The 21187-nt window shown below is 72.5% G+C and carries 16 protein-coding genes; 12 read left to right on the forward strand and 4 right to left on the reverse strand.

The features are described 5' to 3' along the window. Window positions 1-113 precede the first annotated feature (113 nt). The gene (locus AB0K14_RS17255; RefSeq protein WP_360466478.1) at window positions 114-374 is read right to left on the reverse strand and encodes a chorismate mutase; all 261 of its coding nucleotides are present in this window, start codon (window positions 372-374) and stop codon (window positions 114-116) included. Window positions 375-591: 217 nt separating this feature from the next. On the opposite strand from AB0K14_RS17255, the gene pcrA reads away from it, so the two are divergent. Then, on the forward strand, window positions 592-2928 hold the full coding sequence (gene pcrA, locus AB0K14_RS17260) for a DNA helicase PcrA (protein ID WP_360466475.1): 2337 nt from the start codon (window positions 592-594) through the stop codon (window positions 2926-2928). Window positions 2929-3321: 393 nt separating this feature from the next. Here pcrA and AB0K14_RS17265 read toward each other — a convergent pair whose 3' ends face one another. Further along, window positions 3322-4038: a M23 family metallopeptidase gene (locus AB0K14_RS17265; protein WP_360466472.1), complete on the reverse strand. Its 717-nt coding sequence runs from the start codon at window positions 4036-4038 to the stop codon at window positions 3322-3324. Window positions 4039-4286: 248 nt separating this feature from the next. Continuing rightward, the gene (locus tag AB0K14_RS17270) at window positions 4287-5303 is read right to left on the reverse strand and encodes an alpha/beta fold hydrolase (RefSeq protein ID WP_360466469.1); all 1017 of its coding nucleotides are present in this window, start codon (window positions 5301-5303) and stop codon (window positions 4287-4289) included. Between the two features lie 122 nt (window positions 5304-5425). Here AB0K14_RS17270 and AB0K14_RS17275 point away from each other — a divergent pair, with 122 nt between their 5' ends. The 7 genes from AB0K14_RS17275 (at window position 5426) to purH (ending at window position 14148) form a co-directional block, all read left to right on the forward strand. After that, the gene (locus AB0K14_RS17275; protein WP_360466466.1) at window positions 5426-7048 is read left to right on the forward strand and encodes a hypothetical protein; all 1623 of its coding nucleotides are present in this window, start codon (window positions 5426-5428) and stop codon (window positions 7046-7048) included. A gap of 287 nt (window positions 7049-7335) precedes the next feature. Beyond that, on the forward strand, window positions 7336-8505 hold the full coding sequence (sucC, locus tag AB0K14_RS17280) for an ADP-forming succinate--CoA ligase subunit beta (RefSeq protein WP_360466463.1): 1170 nt from the start codon (window positions 7336-7338) through the stop codon (window positions 8503-8505). 2 nt (window positions 8506-8507) lie between these two features. Further along, entirely contained in the window at window positions 8508-9398 is an 891-nt protein-coding gene (sucD, locus tag AB0K14_RS17285; RefSeq protein ID WP_360466460.1) for a succinate--CoA ligase subunit alpha, read from the forward strand. A gap of 184 nt (window positions 9399-9582) precedes the next feature. Then, complete coding sequence (locus AB0K14_RS17290) at window positions 9583-10245, forward strand: DUF5336 domain-containing protein (protein ID WP_364338276.1); 663 nt, start codon at window positions 9583-9585, stop codon at window positions 10243-10245. A gap of 102 nt (window positions 10246-10347) precedes the next feature. After that, window positions 10348-11877, forward strand: coding sequence for a DUF6350 family protein (locus AB0K14_RS17295; RefSeq protein WP_360458963.1), 1530 nt, complete (start codon window positions 10348-10350; stop codon window positions 11875-11877). Between the two features lie 28 nt (window positions 11878-11905). Further along, window positions 11906-12568 carry a phosphoribosylglycinamide formyltransferase gene (purN, locus tag AB0K14_RS17300; RefSeq protein WP_360458965.1) on the forward strand — a complete coding sequence of 221 codons (663 nt, stop codon included), beginning with the start codon at window positions 11906-11908 and terminating at the stop codon, window positions 12566-12568. After that, entirely contained in the window at window positions 12565-14148 is a 1584-nt protein-coding gene (gene purH / locus AB0K14_RS17305; RefSeq protein ID WP_360458967.1) for a bifunctional phosphoribosylaminoimidazolecarboxamide formyltransferase/IMP cyclohydrolase, read from the forward strand. Before purN ends, purH begins: the two co-directional genes overlap by 4 nt. A gap of 61 nt (window positions 14149-14209) precedes the next feature. Here the strand turns inward: purH and AB0K14_RS17310 are convergent, their stop codons facing one another. Next, a complete protein-coding gene (locus AB0K14_RS17310; RefSeq protein ID WP_360458969.1) occupies window positions 14210-15010 on the reverse strand; it encodes a hypothetical protein in 801 nt (266 codons plus the stop codon). 223 nt (window positions 15011-15233) lie between these two features. On the opposite strand from AB0K14_RS17310, the gene AB0K14_RS17315 reads away from it, so the two are divergent. From AB0K14_RS17315 to AB0K14_RS17330, 4 genes are read left to right on the forward strand one after another with little or no spacing between them, the layout of a single operon-like run. Continuing rightward, window positions 15234-15986 (forward strand): hypothetical protein, encoded by a 753-nt coding sequence (locus AB0K14_RS17315; protein ID WP_360459091.1) that lies wholly within the window; start codon window positions 15234-15236, stop codon window positions 15984-15986. Window positions 15987-15989: 3 nt separating this feature from the next. After that, a complete protein-coding gene (locus AB0K14_RS17320) occupies window positions 15990-17606 on the forward strand; it encodes a DNA polymerase Y family protein (protein ID WP_360458971.1) in 1617 nt (538 codons plus the stop codon). Continuing rightward, window positions 17606-17854, forward strand: coding sequence for a hypothetical protein (locus AB0K14_RS17325; protein WP_360458972.1), 249 nt, complete (start codon window positions 17606-17608; stop codon window positions 17852-17854). The genes AB0K14_RS17320 and AB0K14_RS17325 overlap by 1 nt, the downstream gene beginning before the upstream one ends. After that, window positions 17854-21162 (forward strand): error-prone DNA polymerase, encoded by a 3309-nt coding sequence (locus AB0K14_RS17330; protein WP_360458973.1) that lies wholly within the window; start codon window positions 17854-17856, stop codon window positions 21160-21162. The genes AB0K14_RS17325 and AB0K14_RS17330 overlap by 1 nt, the downstream gene beginning before the upstream one ends. The last annotated feature ends 25 nt before the right edge of the window (window positions 21163-21187 follow it).

Below are 21187 nucleotides of genomic sequence, written 5' to 3' on the forward strand. Positions count from 1 at the left end.
GGTTCCACCACGGCCCCCACGACAGCGCGCCGTGCCCGTGCGGGTCGACGACCTCCTGGTAGCCGTTCCGGACCGGGTCCGGTCCCGCCCGCGGGGCAGCGGCAGGCCGATACCTACCTGCCGAGGTGGCCGCGTCCCAGCTTGAGCAGGATCATGGCCAGGTCGCGGCCGTCGGGGCCGAGCTCCTTGTAGCGGTTGATCACGTCGATCTCCCGGTTGTGCACGATCCGCGTGCCGCCGGCGGCCATCCGCGCCGCGCCGATGATCTTGGAGACCTCGATCCGCCGCTTGACCAGCCGCAGCAGCTCGGCGTCCAGGTGGTCGATCTCCTGGCGCAACGCGTCGATGTCCGGGGCGGTTTCGGTGCTGTTCATGGTGACGACCTCTCGACTCTGGTTGGAGTCCCAGCCCTGGCAGCAACGAAGCCCCGGGGGTCCGAGGACTCCGGGGCTTCGTGGTGGCTTGTCGGCGCTAGCGGTCCACGGGAGCCGGAGTCCGGTTCCCGTAGAAAAACTCGAAGTGGGCCATGCGCACACCCACATCATGCCACAGCCGAGGACTGTCGGTGCCACCCGGTAACGTGGACGGACGATGAGCGCCTTGTTCGACTTGCCTGCAAGTCCCCCTGCCTCCAGGTCCGCCCATTCACCCACCGGGCGGCTGCTCGATGACCTCAACCCGTCCCAGCGCCGGGCCGTCGAGCACGCGGGCGCCCCGCTGCTGGTCGTCGCGGGCGCGGGCTCGGGCAAGACGCGCGTGCTCACCCGCCGGATCGCCTACCTGCTCGCCGCGCGCGACGTCCACCCCGGCGAGATCATGGCGATCACCTTCACCAACAAGGCCGCCGCCGAGATGAAGGAGCGCGTGGCCGACCTGGTCGGCGCACGGGCCCGCTCGATGTGGGTGTCCACGTTCCACTCGATGTGCGTGCGGGTGATGCGCCGCGAGGCCAAGACCCTCGGCATGTCGTCGAACTTCTCCATCTACGACTCCGACGACACCCGCCGGCTGATCACGCTGGTGGCGCGCGACCTCGACCTGGACCCCAAGCGCTACCCGGCGCGCACGCTGGCGATCCACATCTCGAACCTGAAGAACGAGCTGGTCGACGCCGCCACGGCCAAGGAGCGCGCGACCAACGACCTGGAGCGCCGCGTCGCCGAGGTGTACGAGAGCTACCAGCGCAGGCTCGGCGAGTCGAACTCGCTGGACTTCGACGACCTGATCATGCGGACCGTCGAGCTGCTGCAGAACCACCCGGACGTGGCCGAGCACTACCACCGCCGGTTCCGGCACGTGCTGGTGGACGAGTACCAGGACACCAACCACGCCCAGTACACGCTGGTCCGCGAGCTGATCGGCACCGGCGCCGACGGCGTGCCGCCGGGTGAGCTGTGCGTGGTGGGCGACGCCGACCAGTCGATCTACGCCTTCCGCGGCGCGACGATCCGCAACATCGTGGAGTTCGAGCGCGACTACCCGCAGGCCACCACGATCCTGCTGGAGCAGAACTACCGGTCCACGCAGACGATCCTGAGCGCCGCCAACGCGGTCATCTCGCGCAACCCCGACCGCCGGGACAAGCGCCTGTGGAGCGACCTGGGCGACGGCGAGAAGATCGTCGGCTACGTCGCGGACAACGAGCACGACGAGGCGCAGTTCGTCGCCAACGAGATCGACCGGCTGGTCGACGGCGGTGAGGCGAACAACGGCGAGATCGCGGTGTTCTACCGGACCAACAACCAGTCGCGCGTGTTCGAGGAGATCTTCATCCGCCTCGGCCTGCCCTACCGGGTCGTCGGCGGCGTCCGGTTCTACGAGCGGCGCGAGGTGCGCGACGCGCTCGCGTACCTGCGGGCGCTGTCCAACCCGGACGACACGGTGTCGTTGCGGCGCATCCTCAACGTGCCCAAGCGCGGCATCGGCGACCGCGCCGAGGCGTGCGTGTCGATGTACGCCGAGCGCGAGCGGGTGGGCTTCGCGGCGGCGCTGCGCGACGCGGTCACCGGCAAGGTGCCGCTGCTCAACCCGCGTTCCCGCAACGCGATCGCCGGGTTCGTCGAGATGATGGACGAGCTCGGCGAGCTGGTCGAGCGCGGCGACGACGTGGCCGACATCCTGGAGGCGGTGCTGGAGAAGACCGCCTACCGGGCCGAGCTGGAGGCCAGCGAGGACCCGCAGGACCACACCAGGGTGGAGAACCTGAACGAGTTGGTCACGGTGGCCCGCGAGTTCACCGACCTGAATGTCCCGCCGCCGGACGAGGCGGAGGCGCCCGACCCCGTCGACGTGCCCGCGGAAGGGTCGCTGGCCGCGTTCCTGGAGCGGGTGTCGCTGGTGGCGGACGCCGACTCGGTGCCGGACGCGGAGTCCGACGGCGTGGTCACGCTGATGACGCTGCACACCGCCAAGGGCCTGGAGTACCCCGTGGTGTTCTGCACGGGCTGGGAGGACGGCGTCTTCCCGCACATGCGGGCGCTCGGCGACCCGACGGAGCTGGCCGAGGAACGGCGCCTGGCGTACGTGGGCATCACGCGGGCCCGCAAGCGGCTGTACCTGTCGCGGGCGCTGGTGCGCTCGGCGTGGGGCCAGCCGTCGGCGAACCCGGCGTCGCGGTTCCTGGACGAGATCCCGGCCGACCTGGTCGACTGGCGGCGGGTGGAGCCGAGGCGCTCCGCGCCGTCCGCGCCGACGTCGTGGAGCCGCGGGTCCGGCCCGTCGCGCCCGGCGCCGACGAACGCGGGCTGGAAGGACACGCCTGCGGTGAAGCTGGACGTGGGCGACCGGGTGAGCCACGACAAGTACGGTCTCGGCCGCGTGGTGGCCGTGGACGGCTCGGGGCCCCGTGCGACGGCCACGATCGACTTCGGCGGCGCGGGGACCGTGCGGCTGATGCTCATCGGGGGCGTGCCCCTCGTGAAGCTCTGAGGCCCGCTCAGCCGTAGTCCGCCGTTCTGCGCGAGTAGCCGCGGCTCACACCTGCCCTCGATCGGGACTCACCTGATCGAGGGCAGATTCCTGTGCAACCCGAATCGCGCCCGTGCGTCTTTAGGGGTGTCACAAGCGGGATGGCCGGGTCATTCGGGGTGAACCGGCAGAGGGAGCCGCTTGGCGGCAACGGGGGAAGTGCAGTGGGGCGGGAGCCGCGTCGGGGCGGTGACCGCAGTGGGGAGCACCTTCGGGGGAAGGTTCGCACAGTGGAAGGGCCGGGCTGCTCAGGCAGCCCGGCCCTTCGCGTTCCGAGTGGGTGCGGCCGTGCGAGTGCGCTCGGCGTGGCGAGTGCGCTCGGCGTGGCGAGTGCGCTCGGCGTGAGCCGGCGGCTCAGACGCTGATGCCCTTGGAGTTCAACCAGGTCAGCGGGTTGATCTTCTTGCCGTCCGCGTTCCAGACCTCGAAGTGCAGGTGCGGACCGGTGGAGAAGCCGCGGTTGCCCATGCGCGCGATCTGCTCGCCCGCCAGGACCCGCTGGCCCTTGCGCACCGAGTAGGTGTCGACGTGGCCGTAGACGGTCACGGAGCCGTCGGGGTGCTCGACCTTGACCCACAGGCCAAAACCACTTGCCGGACCGGCCTCGATCACGACACCATCCGCGGCGGACAGGATCGGCGTGCCGATGGGGCCCGCGATGTCGATGCCGTAGTGCATCTCGCCCCAGCGGCCGCCGAACCCGGACGTGAAGTCGCCGGCGGCGGGGCGGGCGAACTTCGGCCGCTTCTGCTCGGCCTCTTCGGCCTCGCGGGTCTCGGTGATCTGCTGGCTCTTGACGAGCTTCTGCGCCTCGGCCGCCGGGTCGACCGTCTTCGCGACGGGCAGGACCTGCGGGGACGCGGGGCCGGAGCCGCCGACGCCGAACGCGGCGGCACCTTCGGCGGCGTTCGCCAGCGGTGCGACCTCGTCGGAGGAGGCCGGCGAGTCGGAGCCGAGCGCGTGGAGCGTCTGCCCGGCGCCGGCGGCGGCGAACGCGCCGACGGCGACGGCGGCGACCACGATCCGTCCGCGCAGCGCCGAGGGCGGGGGCGGAAGCCGGTGCGTGCTCACCGCGCGGCTCGAAGCGCGTTCTACCGCTTCTTCGAGTACCGCAGAGCTCGTATGGCCGCCGGGGGAGCGGTGTTGAGACAAAACCTGGCCTTCCGTCTTCGGGGAGTCCGGTCGGACTACCGGGCGGGGGATCCCGGTTGAGCCGGTCGGGGTACCGACTCGTCGTCCTGCTTGTGACCAGACCGTGACAACGGACCGGGGGAAGATAACGGCGCGGAGCCCTTAAGGGCAATCCCCGATGACGATGTCTACCGTTTAGCGGTCAGTGGGACATCCGCGTGTGTGACCGGTGACTGTGCGTCATGTTCCTGATCGCTAAACCCCGCACGTGCAGGCACGATGGGGTGATCCTCGTTGTCGTCCGAACGCGTGATGGCGGTCACAACGAGGTGAAGAGTGCGGGTATCAACCGATAGCGAAAGGTGACCTGAATCACGTATCCGGTGCTCCTCTACGAGCAACGCCGGATGCTCCAACCGGGCGTTCCGCTGCGGCACGATCACCTGGTCCATCTCGCTCCACACCACCACGAACCTGGTGCGGCAGGGGCGGGACGGTTCGGCCAATTCGGACAACAGGTCGGACCCGGGCCTCAACTGCCTGGTCAACGAGGTCGGCAGCAGGTAGGCGGCCAACGTGCCGCGGTGCGGGGTGCCGAGGGTGACCAGCGTGCGCACCCGCGCGTCGCCGTCGAGGCGTTGCACGTAATAACGCGCGATCAGGCCCCCGAGGGAGTGGCCGACGACGTGCACCCGGTCGGACCCGGTCTGCTCGCAGATCCGCTCGACGTGCTCCCCGAGCAGTTCCGCCGACCGCCGGACGTCCCCCGTCAACGCGGTCAGCACGCTGTAGTTCACGGCGTGCACCACTCCGAAGCCGCGCCTCCGCAGTGCCCCCGACAGCACCGCGAAGGCGGAGCGGTTGTCCCCGATGCCGTGCACCAGCACGATCGGGGTGCCCGCCGCCTCCATGGCCGAAACCACGAGGCCCCGCCGGCGGGGCGACAGGCGGTCGGTGCGGTAGGCGCGGAAGTGCCCGTCGGGCTTCACCCGTTCTTCCAGCACGCCCCACGGGTAGAGGACGGTGCGGGCGGCCAGCCAGGCGGCCTCGACGGCGACGCCGCGGACCCCACCGGGGGAAGCGACGGCGCGGAGCACGCCACCCGCCAGCCCGAGGGCTTCACCCGCCACCCCGAGCCCCGCGTCCACGCCGGCTCCGACCCGGTCCGCCCAGGTCTCCACGAGCCGCCGCGCCGCGTCACTCATAGGGCTGAACGTAGGTGATGCCCCCACCAAATAGGAGTACCCCGCGTCCGATGTCCACAACCCCTGGCGGCCCGCGCCCGGCCGACCGCCGCCCCCCGCTCCGTTTTGCTAGCGTCCGAGCGGTGATCCGAACCGCTGAACCGGTCTCGCCGACCCCCACGAGACTCCGGGCGGCGGTGGGGGTGGCCGCGGCGGGCGCGTTGCTCACCGCGGTGGCCCCGGCTGTCGGGGTGGTCGACGGCTCCGCGCCGCCCGCGTTCACGGCTTGGCCGTTGCTGGCGCTGCTCGCGCTGCTGCCCGCGGCCCTGGCCGGGTTCTTCCTGGCCCGGGGCCAGGAGCTCACCGCCGCGGCGGCCCTCATCGCGCCGGCCGTGTTCGCCGTCGGCCGCCTGCTCAACGACCTGCAACTGCTCGTCGACCCCGTCGACGCCTCGCGTCCCGAGCTCTTCCGGCCGGCGACCCTCGACGCGCCCACCCCCACCGCGGGCGGGTGGCTGCTGCTGGCCGGGCACGTGCTGCTGATCGCCGCGGGCGCGCTGGCCACGCTCGGCGCGGAGCCGGACGTCCGCAGCGAGCGGGCGAGCTTCGTCCTGCCCGCGACGGCGGGCATCGTCGCGGGCATCGGCCTGTTCACCGCGCCGTTCGGCTCGACCGACGCGCTGATCCCGGCCCGGGGCCCGTTCGAGTCGCCGACGCTGCCGATGCTGGGCGGCCTCGTCCTCACCCTGGCCGCGCCCGCCCTGGCCGTGCTCGCGGCCAGCGCCACCACCGACGAGGCGCGCAAGGGCGGCCTGCTCGGCCTCGCCGCCGTCCTCTTCTCCTTCGCGCTGCCGCCGGTCGTCACGGCCCTCGTGGTCGACGGCGTCGACCTGGCGGTCGGGCCGTTCCTGGTCCTCGCCGCCGCCGTCGCGCTGGCCTGGCCGCGGCGGGTCGGCAAGGACGTCGCGGAGCACGACCTCGAACTGCCCGGCCAACGCCGCCTGCACGTCATCGCTGCCGCGCTGGGCCTGGTCGCCGCCGCCGCGGCGGCCATCGGCGCGTCCACCGACCAGCTGGTGCTGCCGGCGGGCTTCCCGGCGCCCACGGCCTACGCCGCCCGGCTGCTGTGGCCTGCCGCGATCGCCACCGCCGTCCTCGCCGCCGCGCTGTTGGCCAAGGCCGCCGCCCGGCCCGCCTTCACCGTGGTCACGGCGACCATGCCGCTGGCGGCGGCCGGCGCGCTCGACGCCGTCTTCGCCGCCACCCAGGTCAACGCCATCCAGCCGGGACCGGGCGTGTGGTTCACCGCGGGTTCGGTCGCCGCCGCGGCGGCCGCCGCCGTCACCGCCGCGCTGGCCGGCGCGGTCGAGCGGGACGAGGTGGGCGTGACCGCGGCCGAACCGCCGTTGCCGCTGGTCGCCGTCACGCTGATCGCCGCGCTGCTCGCGGTCGGCGCGTTCGCCCTGCCCGTGCTGCGGGCACCGGACCTCGTGCCGATCGGCGCGTTCGGCCTGCGCGTCGGCTCGTCGGGTCTGCTGGTGGCCCTGGTCGCCGTCGTGGCCGCCGCCGCGGTGGCGCTCAAGGCCAGGCCGGGCCGGGGTGCGGCGCTGCTGCTGGGTGCGGCCGTCGTCACGGGCGTCCGCGCGCTGGAGTACCCGCTCACCGCGGCGCGTGCCGCCGAGGCCGCACCCGGTCCCGGGTTGTGGCTCGCCACGGCGGCCACCGTCGCCTTCCTCATCGCGGGCGCGCTGCGCACGTCGCGCTGAGCTGCGCACTCCGCGCTGAACCGGTCGTGCGGTCACCGCGCCCCGCCGGGTGTGGTGATCGACCTCACCACCTCTATGACGGACTTCACGGGCGTGGGGTGCGGCGGAGTCCGGGCAGGTCGATAGTGTCTTGCGAAGCCGCGTCGAGCCGGTCCCGCCACGGCTGTGCCGGCGTTCCAGGTGATGCCTGGTACGTGTGGGCAACCAGGCTCCGGCCTGGAGCGCCGGACCCCAGAGGACCGCACGAGATGACGCGGTGTCCGACACCGACGTCGCAGGAGACCCGAGTGGACCTGTACGAGTACCAGGCGAAGGATCTCTTCGCCGCCCACGACGTCCCGGTACTTCCGGGCGACGTGGCGACCACCCCCGCCGAGGCCAAGGCCATCGCCGAGCGCTTCGGGCAGACCGTCGTGGTCAAGGCCCAGGTCAAGACCGGCGGCCGGGGCAAGGCGGGTGGCGTCAAGCTCGCCGAGACCCCGGACGAGACCCAGGTCAAGGCCGAGGCGATCCTCGGCCTGGACATCAAGGGGCACATCGTCCACCGCGTTCTGGTGACGCCCGCGTCCGACATCGCCGAGGAGTACTACTTCTCCTTCCTCCTCGACCGCGCCAACCGCACCTTCCTGGCCATGGCCAGCATCGAGGGCGGCATGGACATCGAAGAGGTCGCCGCGACCAAGCCCGAGGCCCTGGCCAAGGTGCCGGTGGACGCGATCACCGGTGTCGACCGCGCGAAGGCCGACGAGATCGTGGCCGCCGCGAAGTTCCCGGCCGAGGTGGCCGACCAGGTCGCCGACGTCATCGTGAAGCTCTGGGAGACCTTCGTCTCCGAGGACGCCACGCTGGTCGAGGTCAACCCGCTGGTCCGCGACCCCGAGGGCAAGATCGTCGCGCTCGACGGCAAGGTCACCCTCGACGAGAACGCCTCCTTCCGCCACCCGGGCCACGAGGCGCTGGTGGACAAGCAGGCGGAGGACCCGCTGGAGGCCAAGGCCAAGGCGAAGGGCCTCAACTACGTCAAGCTGGACGGCCAGGTCGGCATCATCGGCAACGGCGCCGGCCTCGTGATGTCCACCCTCGACGTGGTGGCGTACGCGGGTGAGAAGCACAAGGGCGTCAAGCCCGCGAACTTCCTCGACATCGGCGGCGGCGCGTCGGCCGAGGTCATGGCCAACGGCCTGGACATCATCCTGCACGACCCCGACGTGCGTTCGGTCTTCGTGAACGTGTTCGGCGGCATCACCGCGTGCGACGCGGTGGCCAACGGCATCGTGGCCGCGCTGGGCATCCTGGGCGACGAGGCCTCCAAGCCGCTCGTGGTCCGCCTCGACGGCAACAACGTGGAGGAGGGCAGGCGGATCCTCGCCGAGGCCAACCACCCGCTGGTCACCGTGGTGGACACTATGGACAACGCGGCCGACAAGGCCGCCGAGCTCGCGGCTGCGGGGGTCTGACGATGGCTATCTTCATCACCAAGGACAGCAAGGTCATCGTCCAGGGCATGACCGGCGCCGAGGGCACCAAGCACACCAAGCGGATGCTGGCCTCGGGCACGAACATCGTCGGCGGCGTGAACCCGCGCAAGGCCGGCGAGAAGGTCGACTTCGACGGCAACGTGCTGCCGGTGTTCGGCACCGTGGCCGAGGCCATGGAGGCCACCGGCGCCGACGTGACCGTGATCTTCGTGCCGCCGGCGTTCGCCAAGGCGGCCGTGATCGAGGCGATCGACGCGGGCATCTGCCTGGCCGTCGTGATCACCGAGGGCATCCCGGTGCACGACACCGCCGCGTTCTGGGCGCACGCCGTCGCGACCGGCAACAAGACCCGGATCATCGGCCCGAACTGCCCCGGTCTGATCAGCCCCGGGCAGTCCAACGCGGGCATCATCCCGGCCAACATCTCCGGCGCGGGCAAGATCGGTCTGGTGTCGAAGTCCGGCACGCTGACCTACCAGATGATGTACGAGCTGCGTGACTTCGGCTTCTCCACCGCCATCGGCATCGGCGGCGACCCGATCATCGGCACCACCCACATCGACGCGCTGGCGGCCTTCGAGGCCGACCCGGAGACCGCGGCGATCGTGATGATCGGCGAGATCGGCGGCGACGCCGAGGAGCGGGCCGCGGCCTACATCAAGGACAACGTCACCAAGCCGGTCGTCGGCTACGTGGCGGGCTTCACCGCGCCCGAGGGCAAGACGATGGGCCACGCGGGCGCGATCGTGTCCGGCTCGGCCGGCACCGCGCAGGCGAAGAAGGAGGCCCTGGAGGCCGCCGGCGTCAAGGTCGGCAAGACGCCGAGCGAGACCGCCGAGCTGATGCGGGACATCATGCAGTCCATCGGCTGACACTCGTCCGTTCGTGTCACGCACTGAGGGTCACCTCCTCCGGGAGGTGGCCCTCGGTGCGTTCGCGGACGAGTCAATGCGCACATTGGGGGGAACCGGGGGAGTCCGGTCGTCGTCGGAGAGTGTGCATCGGCTAGCGTTCTGTCGACCCGAAATCAGTTCCGAAGGTGGAGGAGACCGCATCATGTCCCAGCCGTACGGCGCCCCTCAGCAGCAGCCGGGACCGGCGCAGCCGGCGGTGGGTGTGAACCTGAACCTCATCCTTCCGCTGGTCGCCGCCGGTCTGGCGCTGATCGCGTTCCTGCTCGCGTTCGCCGACGACGTGCCGTCGTCGGAGTACCTGTACGCGGCGGGCATCCTCGCCGGCCTGTCGGTGCTGCCGAAGGCGCCCAAGGGCCTGCTGTACGCGGCGGTCCCCTTCGCGCTGATCCCGACCCTCGGGCTGCTCCAGGGCCTGATCACCACCGAGGCCGACGTCCAGGGCATGCAGATCGTGCTCTTGATCGTGTCGCTGCTGCTCACGGCGGCCGTGGTGATGAGCCTGCTGCTGGAGACCGGCATCGTGAAGCTCCAGCCGAAGGCCGCGAACGTCTACGGCCAGCCCGGTGGCTGGAACCCGCCCTCCGGCGCGTTCCCGCAGCAGGGCCAGCAGCCGCAGCAGTTCGGCCCGCCGTCCGGCCAGTTCGGCCAGCAGGCGCCGCCGCCGCAGGGTCAGCCGCAGGGCCAGCAACCGGGTCAGCCGCAGCCGACGTCCTACATGCCGCAGCCGGGCCAGTTCGGCCAGCCCGGCCAGCAGCCCGGCCAGGGCACCCCGCCCGGCGGGTTCGGCGGCCCGCAGCAGGGCTGAGCACGTCGTGGGAGGGGTGGCGCCGGAGCTCCGGCGCCACCCCTCTTCGCATGTCCGGCGAGCCTCGACCGAACGGCTCACCGCTACTGGGACAGTGGGAGGATGTCGGTGCAGCAAACGACCGCGCACGGCGTCGTGACGGACTCCGTCCGCCCGCCCGAGTTCTCCCGCGCCGAACGGTTGCGGGTGCTCACGATGACCGCCGCCGGGTCGGTGGTCATCGGCTACGCGGGTGTCGCCGCACTCCTCGCGCTGGTCTCCTCGACGGCCGCGCACGCGTCCTTCTCCACCACCGGTGTGCTCACGGCGGCCGCGCCGGGCTGGCTGGTCGCGCACCACGTGCCGCTGCGCTTCGACGGTGGGCAGCTCGGCCTGCTGCCCCTGCTGCCGACGGCGCTGGTGATGCTGCTGGTGTACCGGGCGGCGGCGGGCGCGGCGGACCGGTTGGGGCTGTTCGAGCCGTTGCAGGCGCGGTCGGTGGTGTTCGGCATCGCCGGGGCGCACGCCGTGGTCGGCAGCGTGATCGCGTTCCTGATGGGTGACGAGGGCCCGGTCCGCGCCACGCCCGCGGTGGCGTTCTTCGGGTGCGCGGCGGTGTCCGGGGTGGCGGCGGTCGCCGGTGTCGCCCAGCGCTGCGGCCTGGTGGAGGTCGTGTTCGAGCGCATCGACCCGGTGGCGCGGCGCGGGTTGCGCGCGGGCGCGTCGGCGTTGTTCGCGCTGGTGGCGGCGGGCGCGCTGGTGCTGGTGCTCGGGCTGGTCTTCTCCTGGTCGACCACCGCGCAGCTGTTCGACCGCAGCGGCGGGACCGTCGGCACCGGCCTGGGCCTCTGGCTGCTGTGCCTGGCGTACCTGCCGAACGCGGTGGTGGGCGCGCTGTCGTACGTGGCGGGTGCGGGGTTCTCGATCGGCGAGGTGGTGGTCGGCCCGCTGGAGTTCACCGGCGGCCCGGTGCCCGCCGTGCCGCTGCTGGCCGCGCTGCCCGAGGAGCACGCGGACTACCTGCCGCTGGTCCTGGTGCTGCCGGGGGTGATCGGGGTGCTGGTCGGGCTGTCGTTGCGCGACGCCGCCGGGACGCCCCGGTCCCGGGTGCGCGCGGTGCTGGTGGCGGCGGTGACCGCGGGTGTGGGCGCGCTGGTGCTGGCGGCGGTCGCCGGTGGCGCGCTGGGCGGTGGGGTGTTCAACCCCGTCACCATCCCGGCCGGGCTGCTGGCCGTGCTCACGTTCGGGTGGGTGACCGTGCCGGGCGCGATCGTGGCCTGGTTCGCCGGACCCCGGCCGCCGCGCGTGGTGGATCCCGAGCCCGTCGCCGTCGCCGAGGAGTCCGAAGCGGACGACTACGACGACTACGAGGACGAGGACGAGGCCGCGGAGGAGTTCGAAGAGGACGAGTTCGAAGAGGAAGAGCCCGAAGACGAGTTCGAGGAAGAAGAGGAAGACGACGAGGAGTTCGACCACGACCTCGACGAGTACGACGACCTCGACGAGGAGCTGGCCGAGGAGGACGGCGAAGTCGGGGAGGGCGGGGAGGACGAGGGGCCGGAGCCGGACGACGGTGCCGACGACGACAGCGGCGACGAAGACAGCGACCGCGACGGCGACGGCCCGGAGGACCTGGCCGACAAGCCCCGGTAGGCAACGCCTAGGCTGCTCTTGAGCTGCTGTGACAGTCCCCAGCAAGGAGAGCACGCTGAGCGCCGCGACCACACTCCGGCTTCCCGTCCCCGCCAGGGTCGTCGTCCTCGTCTCCGGTTCCGGCACCCTGTTGCAGGCGTTGCTGGACGCGGCGGCCGACCCCGGATACCCGGTCGAAGTGGTTGCCGTCGGCGCCGATCGCGACGGCATCGAGGGCTTGGGCCGCGCCGAGCGCGCCGGTGTCCCCGGCTTCGTGGTCAAGCTGCGCGACCACGCCGACCGCGACGCGTGGGACGGCGCGCTGGCCGACGCGGTCGAGGCGCACGAGCCCGACCTGGTGGTCTCCGCCGGGTTCATGAAGATCCTCGGACCCGCCTTCCTGGCCCGCTTCGGCGGCCGGATGGTCAACACCCACCCCGCGCTGCTGCCCGCCTTCCCCGGCGCGCACGGCGTCCGCGACGCCGTCGACTACGGCGTGAAGGTGACCGGCGCGACCGTGCACCTGGTGGACGGCGGTGTGGACACCGGGCCGATCCTGGCCCAGGAGGCGGTCGTCGTCGCCGATGACGACGACGTCGAAAGCCTGCACGAGCGCATCAAGGTGGTGGAGCGGCGGCTGCTGGTCGACGTGGTCGCCCGCCTGGCCCGCGAGGGCTGCACCGTGAACGGACGAAAGGTGAGCATTCCGTGACCACTCCTGCCGAGAGGCGACCGGTTCGCCGGGCCCTGATCGGGGTTTCCGACAAGTCGGGGCTGCTGGAACTGGCCACCGGCCTGCACGCGGCCGGAGTCGAGATCGTCTCCACCGGCGGCACGGCGCGCGCGCTGGCCGACGCGGGCGTGCCGGTCACGCCGGTCGAGCAGGTCACCGGGTTCCCGGAGGCGTTGGACGGCCGGGTGAAGACGCTGCACCCCGGCGTGCACGCGGGCCTGCTCGCCGACACCAGGCGCCCGGAGCACGTGGCGAAGCTGGGCGAGCTGGGCATCGAGCCGTTCGACCTGCTCGTGGTGAACCTCTACCCGTTCACGCAGACGGTCGCCTCGGGCGCGTCGGCGGACGAGTGCGTGGAGCAGATCGACATCGGCGGGCCGGCCATGGTGCGGGCGTCGGCGAAGAACCACGCGAGCGTGGCCGTCGTCGTGGAACCCTCGCGGTACTCGTGGGTCCTGGAGCAGGTGACGGCCGGCGGGTTCACGTTGGCCGACCGGCAGCGGCTGGCCGTGGACGCGTTCCGGCACACCGCGTCCTACGACGTGGCCGTGGCGTCGTGGCTGGGCAGCACGGTGGCCGCCGACGACGAGGGTTCCGGCTTCCCCGGCTGGGTCGGCGCGACGTGGGACCGCAAGCAGGTGCTGCGCTACGGCGAGAACCCGCACCAGCGGGCCGCGCTGTACACGCAGGGCGACGGGCGTTCCGGGCTGGCGACGGCGGAGCAGTTGCACGGCAAGGAGATGTCCTACAACAACTTCGTCGACGCGGACGCCGCGTGGCGGGCGGCGTGGGACCACGAGCTGCCGTGCGTGGCGATCATCAAGCACGCCAACCCGTGCGGCATCGCGGTGTCCCGTGTGGACGGTCCGGGTGCGATCGCCGAGGCGCACCGCAACGCGCACGCGTGCGACCCGGTGAGCGCGTTCGGCGGCGTGATCGCGGTGAACCGCGAGGTGACCGTGGAGCTGGCCGAGCAGGTGGCGGAGATCTTCACCGAGGTGATCACCGCGCCCTCGTACGCCGACGGCGCGGTGGACGTGCTGACGCGGAAGAAGAACATCCGCATCCTGGTCGCGCCCGAGCCGGTGCGCGGTGGCGTGGAGATGCGCGCCGTGTCCGGTGGGCTGTTGGTGCAGACGGCGGACACGATCGAGGCCGAGGGCGACGACCCGGCCAAGTGGACGCTGGCGTGCGGCACGCCGTTGGACGAGGAGGGCCTGGCCGACCTGGCGTTCGTGTGGCGGGCGTGCCGGGCGGTGAAGTCGAACGCGATCCTGCTGGCGGCCGGTGGCGCGACGGTCGGTGCGGGCATGGGGCAGGTCAACCGGGTGGACGCGGCCCGGCTCGCGGTCGCGCGTGCGGGTGACCGGGCGCGGGGTTCGGTGGCCGCGTCCGACGCGTTCTTCCCGTTCCCGGACGGCCTGGAGGTGTTGCTGGAGGCCGGTGTGCGCGCGGTCGTGCAGCCCGGTGGGTCGGTGCGCGACGCCGAGGTGATCGCGGCGGCCGAGGCGGCCGGTGCGACGGTGTACCTGACCGGCACGCGGCACTTCGCGCACTAGGTTCCCGATCGGCCTCGGGGGCTCCTCGCCGCGGGTGAGGAGCCCCCGAGCCGTTCTCCGGCTACTTCGAGATCAGGTCCTCGGCCGCCTTGACGGCCACGGCCTCGGCGTCCGCGATCGGGAACCCCGAGTCGCTGAAGAAGCCCTTGTCGTGCCCCGTGTACCGGATGTTCCACACCACCGGGCCCTTGCGGACCAGCAGGTTCACCTCGGTGAGGTCGGTCGGCGAGGTCGGGATGAGGATCATCGACTCGTCGCCGAGGTCGAGGGGCTTGGCCTGGTCGCCGGTGCCGTACGACATGAAGCTCGTGTAGTTGTCGTGGGCCTGGTCGAGGTTGCGGTCGGCCTTGTCGGAGAACGTGGTGAAGTCGTAGACGAGGAAGCTGAGCCGGCGCGGGTTCGGGCCGTCCTTGCCCTTGGTCTGCTCCCACGCGCAGTGGCTCTGCTTCATGCCCTTCTTGGCGTCGGTCGGCGCCTGGATGAGCCGGAAGCTGCTGACGTGCGCCTGTGACCTGACCTCGGCGCTCAGCTCGCACCCCGCGATCGGCTCCGCGCCGGGGCCGCCGCCCGGCTCCTCGGCGTACTCCAGGTACATGGAGCCGAAGATGCCGGCCACCACGAGCACGACGACGCCGATCGCGATACCGACGATCAGCCCGGTCCGCTTCTTCTTGGGCGGCTGCCCGGGGCCGTACCCGCCCGGCGCGTGCGGGAACCCGGGCGGCGGTGGGCCGTAGCCGCCGGGTGGCTGGGGCCCGCCTGGCGGTGGTGGGCCGTAGCCGGGCTGCTGGGGGTTGCCGTAGCCCGGCTGGGGTTGTCGAAGCCAGGGCTGCGGGTTCTGCGGGTTCTGCGGTGCGTTCACGGTTCCCCCCGTGTTGCCGGTCGGTGCGCGGAGCAGTCTGCCTGCCACCCGATCGGGGACGTCCGCAGCATTGACAGCGGGTGCCTGGTTCGGGATAAGATCACCCTGTCATTCGAACAAGTGTTCGACAGACAGGTCGCCGAACTTCCCACGGCGATCCGCGCACAGGGGTGCGCGCGGATCAGTGGGAGGAGGGCTGGTGTCCAGGTCGGCAACGGCGACGCTGACCGCGCTCGGGGTAGGCGCGGCGGGCGAGCTGACCACGGCACCGGCTCGGACCCTGCCGGTTCGCGGGGAACTGGCAGGGCTCCTCCCGTGGGGCGGCCTGCGGCGGGGCAGCACGGTGTCGGTGCGTGGGTCGACATCGTTGCTGCTCGCGCTGGTGGCCGCGGCGACAGCGGAAGGGTGCTGGGCGGCCGTGGTCGGCCTGCCGGGGTGCGGGGTGCTCGCGGCGGCCGAGCTGGGAGTGGCTGTCCATCGACTCGCCCTGGTCCCTCGTCCTGGGAGGGACCAGGGCGAGGTCGAGAAGACCGTGGCGGCCCTCCTGGACGGGTTCGACCTGGTCGCGGTGGCCACGCCGGTCACCGCGGCGACCTCGCGCAAGCTCAGCGCCAGGGCACGTCACCGCAAAGCGGTCCTGCTGCCGTTCGCCGTCCCCTGGCCGGGCGCCGACGTGGAGCTGACGGCCGCCTCCGGCCGGTGGACCGGGCTGGAAGCGGGCCACGGCGTGCTGACCTCCCGAACCGTCACCGTCCAGGCGACGGGCCGAGGTGCCGCCACGAGACCGCGGCAGACCAGCCTGCTGCTGCCCGGCACCGCCACCGAGCCCTCTCCTCGCCCCGCTCTGGTCCCCACCGCGGGCCCCTCTCTGGTCCCCGTACCGACCGCCGACCCACCGCCGCCGACCACCGCAGGCCGGCCGCTTTCCACTGCCGCCGCCGATCCGCCGCCGTCGACCACCGCCGAGGCGGTGTGACCAGTGCGCGCTCCCGAATCCACCGAAGAGGTGAACACCCTGTACACGCTCGCCGTCTGGTGCCCTGACTGGCCGGTGGTGGCGGCCTCCGCGGAGGCCTCGCTCCCGCCGCACGTGCCCGCCGCCGTCGTCGGATCGGGCGAGGTCGTCGCCTGTTCGGCGGTCGCGCGCGCCGAAGGGGTGCGGCGCGGGATGCGTCGTCGCGCGGCTCAGGGGCAGTGCCCCGAGCTGGCCGTCTTCGAGTACGACGAGGTGCGCGACGCCCGTCTCTTCGAGCCGGTCGCGGCGGCGGTGGAGGAGCTCGCGCCCGGGATCGAGGTGGTCCGGCCGGGGCTCGTGGTCGTCGCGGCTCAAGGGCCGGTCGGGTACTACTCCTCCGCGGCACTGGCCGCCGAGCGCCTGGTCGACCACGTCGCGGTGCGCGCCGGGGTCGAGGCGCAGGTCGGGTTCGCGGACGGCTTGTTCGCCTCGACCCTGGCCGCGCACCGCGGGCTGATCGTGCCGCCCGGCGGGACCGCGGCGTTCCTCGCCCCGCTCGGCATCCACGAACTCGACCAGCCCGCCGAGCGCCGTGAGGACCGGTCCGCGCTGGTCGACCTGCTGCGCCGGCTCGGCCTGCGCACCCTGGGCGCGTTCGCCGCCGTGCCCGAGCGGGACGTCGCCACCCGCTTCGGCCGCGCGGCCGTGCTGGCTCACCGGCTGGCCGCCGGGCTGGAGGAACGTCCCAGGTCACGCCGCCGCCCGCCGCCCGAGCTGTCGGTCATCCGCGAGCTCGACCCGCCGATCGACCGGGTCGACGCGGCGGCGTTCGCGGCCAAGGGCCTCGCCGAACGCCTGCACGCGGGCCTCGCCGACCGCGGTCTGGCCTGCACCCGCCTCGGCATCCGGGCCACCACCGAGAACGGCGAGGAGCTGCACCGGGTGTGGCGGTGCGCCGAACCGCTGACCCCGCAGGGCATCGCGGACCGGGTCCGCTGGCAGCTCGACGGCTGGCTCACCCGGGCCCGCCTCAATCGGGCCGGCCTCACCTCCGGCATCCACCTGCTGCGACTCGACCCCGAAGAGGTGGTCGACGCCACCGCCCTGCAACTGGGCCTGTGGCCCGGCGCGGGTCAGGACCAGGGTGAGGCGGCCGAACGCGCGGCGCGCGCGATGGTCCACGTCCAGGGCCTGCTCGGACCGGACGCCGTGCTCACACCCGTGCTCGGCGGCGGGCGCGGGCCGGTCGAGCGGGTGCGGCTGGTGCCGTGGGGCGACGAGCGCGCCCCGGCCGCGGACCCGGACCAGCCGTGGCCGGGGCAGCTGCCCGCGCCGTCGCCCGCGACGGTGTTCGCCGAACCCGAGCCGGTCGCGCTGCTGGACTCCTCGGGCGCGGACGTCGTGGTCACCGGTTACGCGGAGCTGGTCGTGCGGCCGCACCGGATCGTGCACGGCGGTCGGGCGCGGCAGGTCGTGGCGTGGTCGGGGCCGTGGCCGGTGGACGACCGCTGGTGGGACGCGGAGGCCGCCATGCGCGGTGCGCGACTGCAGGTGCTGGGAACCGCGGCGGACGGCGAGGAACTGGCGTTCCTGCTGATCCGCGCAGGCGGCAAGTGGGCGGTGGAAGGGGTGTACGACTGATGAGCGGTGACTTCTCCGAACAGGATCGTCGTGGTCTGGCCGAGTGGCTGGACGACTGCGCCGGCCGGCACGACGCGCCGGCGGGTCCCGACGTGCCGGATCAACGCGGGGGACCGGCCTACGTGGTGAGCTTCGGCTGGCTGCCGTCGCGGCTGCCACCGGCGGCGCCGTCGATCCCGGCGCCCCGGCGAGCCCTCGACGACCTGCCCGGCTGGGGCGAGCGGCAGGGCCGGGACGAGCGGCGCTGATGGGCTGGAACAACCCGCCGGTCCGCTGGTCGGAGTTGGAGCGCGCGCTGTCGGGGCGAAGGTCGGGGGAGGCCCCGGTCCCCGACGGCGGCGACAGCCCGGCGTGGACGCGCCATCGCGACCGGTACGAGGCGCCGCCCGGCTTCGCGGTCAAGGTGGACGAACTCGGGTCGACCCGTGCCCGCGTGCCTTACGTCGAGCTGCACTGCCACTCCAACTTCAGCTTCCTCGACGGCGCGAGCCACCCGGAGGAGCTGGTGGAGGCGGCGCAGCAGCTCGGGTTGGACGGTGTGGCGTTGACCGACCACGACGGCATGTACGGCGTGGTGCGGTTCGCCGAGGCCGCCAAGGAACTGGGTGTGCGCACGGTGTTCGGCACGGAGCTGAGCCTCGGGCTGTCCGCGCCGCAGAACGGGGTGCCCGACCCGGAGGGCGAGCACCTGCTCCTGCTGGCCACCAACCGCGACGGCTACCACGCCCTGTGCCGCACGATCACCACCGGCCAGCTCGCCGACGGCAGCGAGAAGGGCCGGCCGGTCTACCAGCTGGAGGAGGTCGTCGCCGACACCCGGGACGACTGCGTCGTGCTCACCGGTTGCCGCAAGGGCGCGGTGCGCCGGGCGTTGGCGCGGGAAGGGCCGGCGGCGGCGTTCGCGCAACTGCGCGGGCTGGTCGACCTGTACGGCGCGGACCGGGTGTTCGTGGAGCTGACCGACCACGGCTACCCCGAGGACGGTCCGCGCAACGACCTGCTCTGGGGGATGGCCCACGACCTGGGGTTGCCGACCGTGGCGACGAACGCCGTGCACTACGCGGTGCCCGCGCGCGGTCGGCTGGCGGCGGCGATGGCGGCGGTGCGGGCGCGGCGCAGCCTGGACGAGATGGCGGGCTGGCTGCCGCCCGGCCGCACGGCGTGCCTGCGGTCGGGGGACGAGATGGCCCGCCGGTTCGCCCGGTTCCCCGGCGCGGTGCACCGCTCGGCCGTGCTCGGCATGCAGTGCCAGTTCGACCTGAAGCTGATCGCGCCGCAACTGCCGCCGTTCGACGTGCCGCCGGGGGAGGACGAGAACAGCCACCTCCGCAAGCTGACCTACGAGGGCGCGGCCCGCCGCTACCGCTCGATCGGCGAGAACCCCAGGGCGTACCGGCAGGTCGAGCACGAGCTGAAGGTCATCGAGGAGTTGAACTTCCCCGGCTACTTCCTGGTCGTGCACGACATCGTCTCGTTCTGCCGGCGCAACGACATCCTCTGCCAGGGCCGCGGGTCGGCCGCGAACTCCGCGGTCTGCTACGCCCTGGGCATCACCAACGTGGACGCGGTCCGCTTCGACCTGCTCTTCGAGCGCTTCCTGGCCCCGGCCCGCGACGGCCCTCCCGACATCGACCTCGACATCGAGTCCGACCGCCGCGAGGAGGCCATCCAGTACGTCTACCGCAAGTACGGGCGACGGCACGCCGCCCAGGTCGCCAACGTCATCAGCTACCGCGGCCGGTCGGCGATCCGGGACGTGGCGCGGGCGCTGGGACACTCGGTCGGACAGCAGGACGCGTGGAGCAAGCAGATCGACCGCTGGGGGCCGTTGCGGTCCACAGTGGAGGAAGGCGGCATACCGCGCCCGGTGCTGGAATTGGCCGCCGAGTTGGAGAACTTCCCGCGGCACCTGGGCATCCACTCCGGCGGCATGGTCATCTGCGACCGGCCGGTCAGCGAGGTGTGCCCGGTCGAGAAGGGCCGGATGACCGACCGCACGGTGTTGCAGTGGGACAAGGACGACTGCGCCTCCATCGGGTTGGTCAAGTTCGACCTGCTCGGCCTGGGGATGCTCTCGGCGCTGCACTACGCCATCGACCTGGTGCGCGAGCACGAGGGCGTCGAGGTCGACATCGGCGACCTCGACCTGGAGGACGAGCGCGTCTACGAGATGCTGCAACGCGCCGATTCCGTCGGTGTCTTCCAGGTGGAGAGCCGCGCCCAGATGGCGACGCTGCCCCGGCTCAAGCCGCGGACGTTCTACGACCTGGTGGTGGAGGTGGCGCTGATCCGCCCCGGCCCGATCCAGGGCGGCTCGGTGCACCCCTACATCCGCCGCCGCAACGGCCGGGAGGAGTGGGACTACGACCACCCCTTGCTGGAGGGCGCGCTCAAGAAGACCCTGGGGGTGCCGCTGTTCCAGGAGCAGTTGATGCAGATCGCGGTCGACGTGGCCGACTTCAGCCCCGCCGAGGCCGACGAACTGCGCCGTGCGATGGGCGCCAAGCGCTCCACGCACCGCATGGAACGCCTCCGTGAGCGCTTCTACGAAGGTGCCAAGGCCAACGGTGTCGGTCAGGAGTTGGCGGAGAAGATCTACGCGAAGCTGCTGGCGTTCGCCAACTTCGGCTTCCCGGAGAGCCACGCGCTCAGCTTCGCGCACCTCGTGTTCGTCAGCGCCTGGTTCAAGCTCTACCACCCGGCCGCGTTCTGCGCGGCGTTGCTGCGTGCCCAGCCCATGGGGTTCTACTCCCCCCAGTCGCTGGTGGCCGACGCCCGCCGGCACGGCGTGCGCGTGCTCGGCCCCGATGTCAACGCCAGCCTCCCGCACGCCACCCTGGAGTCGGTCGACGGCGAGCAGGCCGTGCGCATCGGGCTGGGCGGCATCCGGACCATCGGCCAGAAGGTCGCCGAGGGCGTTGTCGCACAACGGGAGTCGGGGCCGTTCCGGGACATGGCGGACTTCGGCGCCCGGGTCCGACTGACCACCGCGCAGGTGGAGGCCATGGCCACCGCGGGCGCGTTCGGCTGCTTCGGCCTCGACCGGCGTGCCGCGCTGTGGTCCGCGGGCGCCGTGGCGAAGATCCGCCCCGACCGCCTGCCCGGCACCGTGGTCGGCACCGACGCACCCGCCCTGCCCGGCATGGACGAGGTGGAGCTCGCCGTCGCCGACGTCTGGGCGATGGGTCTGTCCCCGGACAGCTTCCCGACCGAGTTCGTACGCGAGCGCCTGACCAGCCTCGGCGCCCTGGCCACCGCGGACCTGGCCGGGGTCCCCGACGGCACCAGGGTGCTGATCGGCGGTGCGGTGACCCACCGCCAACGCCCCGGTACGGCGGGCGGCGTCACGTTCCTCAACATCGAGGACGAGACCGGCATGGTCAACGTCGTCTGCACCACCGGCCTGTGGTCCCGCTACCGCAAGGTCGCCCGAACCAGCCCCGCGCTGCTGGTCAGAGGTGTGGTCGAGGCAGCGGAAGGCGTGATCAGCATCCGGGCGGAACGCCTGCAACACCTGGACCTGCGCATCCCCTCCCGCTCCCGCGATTTCCGCTGAACCGGACCGCGCCGGTGCCGACTGC

The sequence above is a fragment of the Actinosynnema sp. NPDC050801 genome (genome assembly GCF_040673975.1).
GTDB lineage: Bacteria > Actinomycetota > Actinomycetes > Mycobacteriales > Pseudonocardiaceae > Actinosynnema.

Bases quoted from the DNA above. Each gene is read 5' to 3' on its own strand.
- AB0K14_RS17325 (WP_360458972.1), top strand. From the start codon at position 17,606: ATGAGCGGTGACTTCTCCGAACAGGATCGTCGTGGTCTGGCCGAGTGG.
- AB0K14_RS17270 (WP_360466469.1), bottom strand. From the start codon at position 5,303: ATGAGTGACGCGGCGCGGCGGCTCGTGGAGACCTGGGCGGACCGGGTC.
- AB0K14_RS17295 (WP_360458963.1), top strand. From the start codon at position 10,348: ATGTCGGTGCAGCAAACGACCGCGCACGGCGTCGTGACGGACTCCGTC.
- AB0K14_RS17330 (WP_360458973.1), top strand. From the start codon at position 17,854: ATGGGCTGGAACAACCCGCCGGTCCGCTGGTCGGAGTTGGAGCGCGCG.
- AB0K14_RS17290 (WP_364338276.1), top strand. From the start codon at position 9,583: ATGTCCCAGCCGTACGGCGCCCCTCAGCAGCAGCCGGGACCGGCGCAG.
- sucD (WP_360466460.1), top strand. From the start codon at position 8,508: ATGGCTATCTTCATCACCAAGGACAGCAAGGTCATCGTCCAGGGCATG.
- pcrA (WP_360466475.1), top strand. From the start codon at position 592: ATGAGCGCCTTGTTCGACTTGCCTGCAAGTCCCCCTGCCTCCAGGTCC.
- AB0K14_RS17255 (WP_360466478.1), bottom strand. From the start codon at position 374: ATGAACAGCACCGAAACCGCCCCGGACATCGACGCGTTGCGCCAGGAG.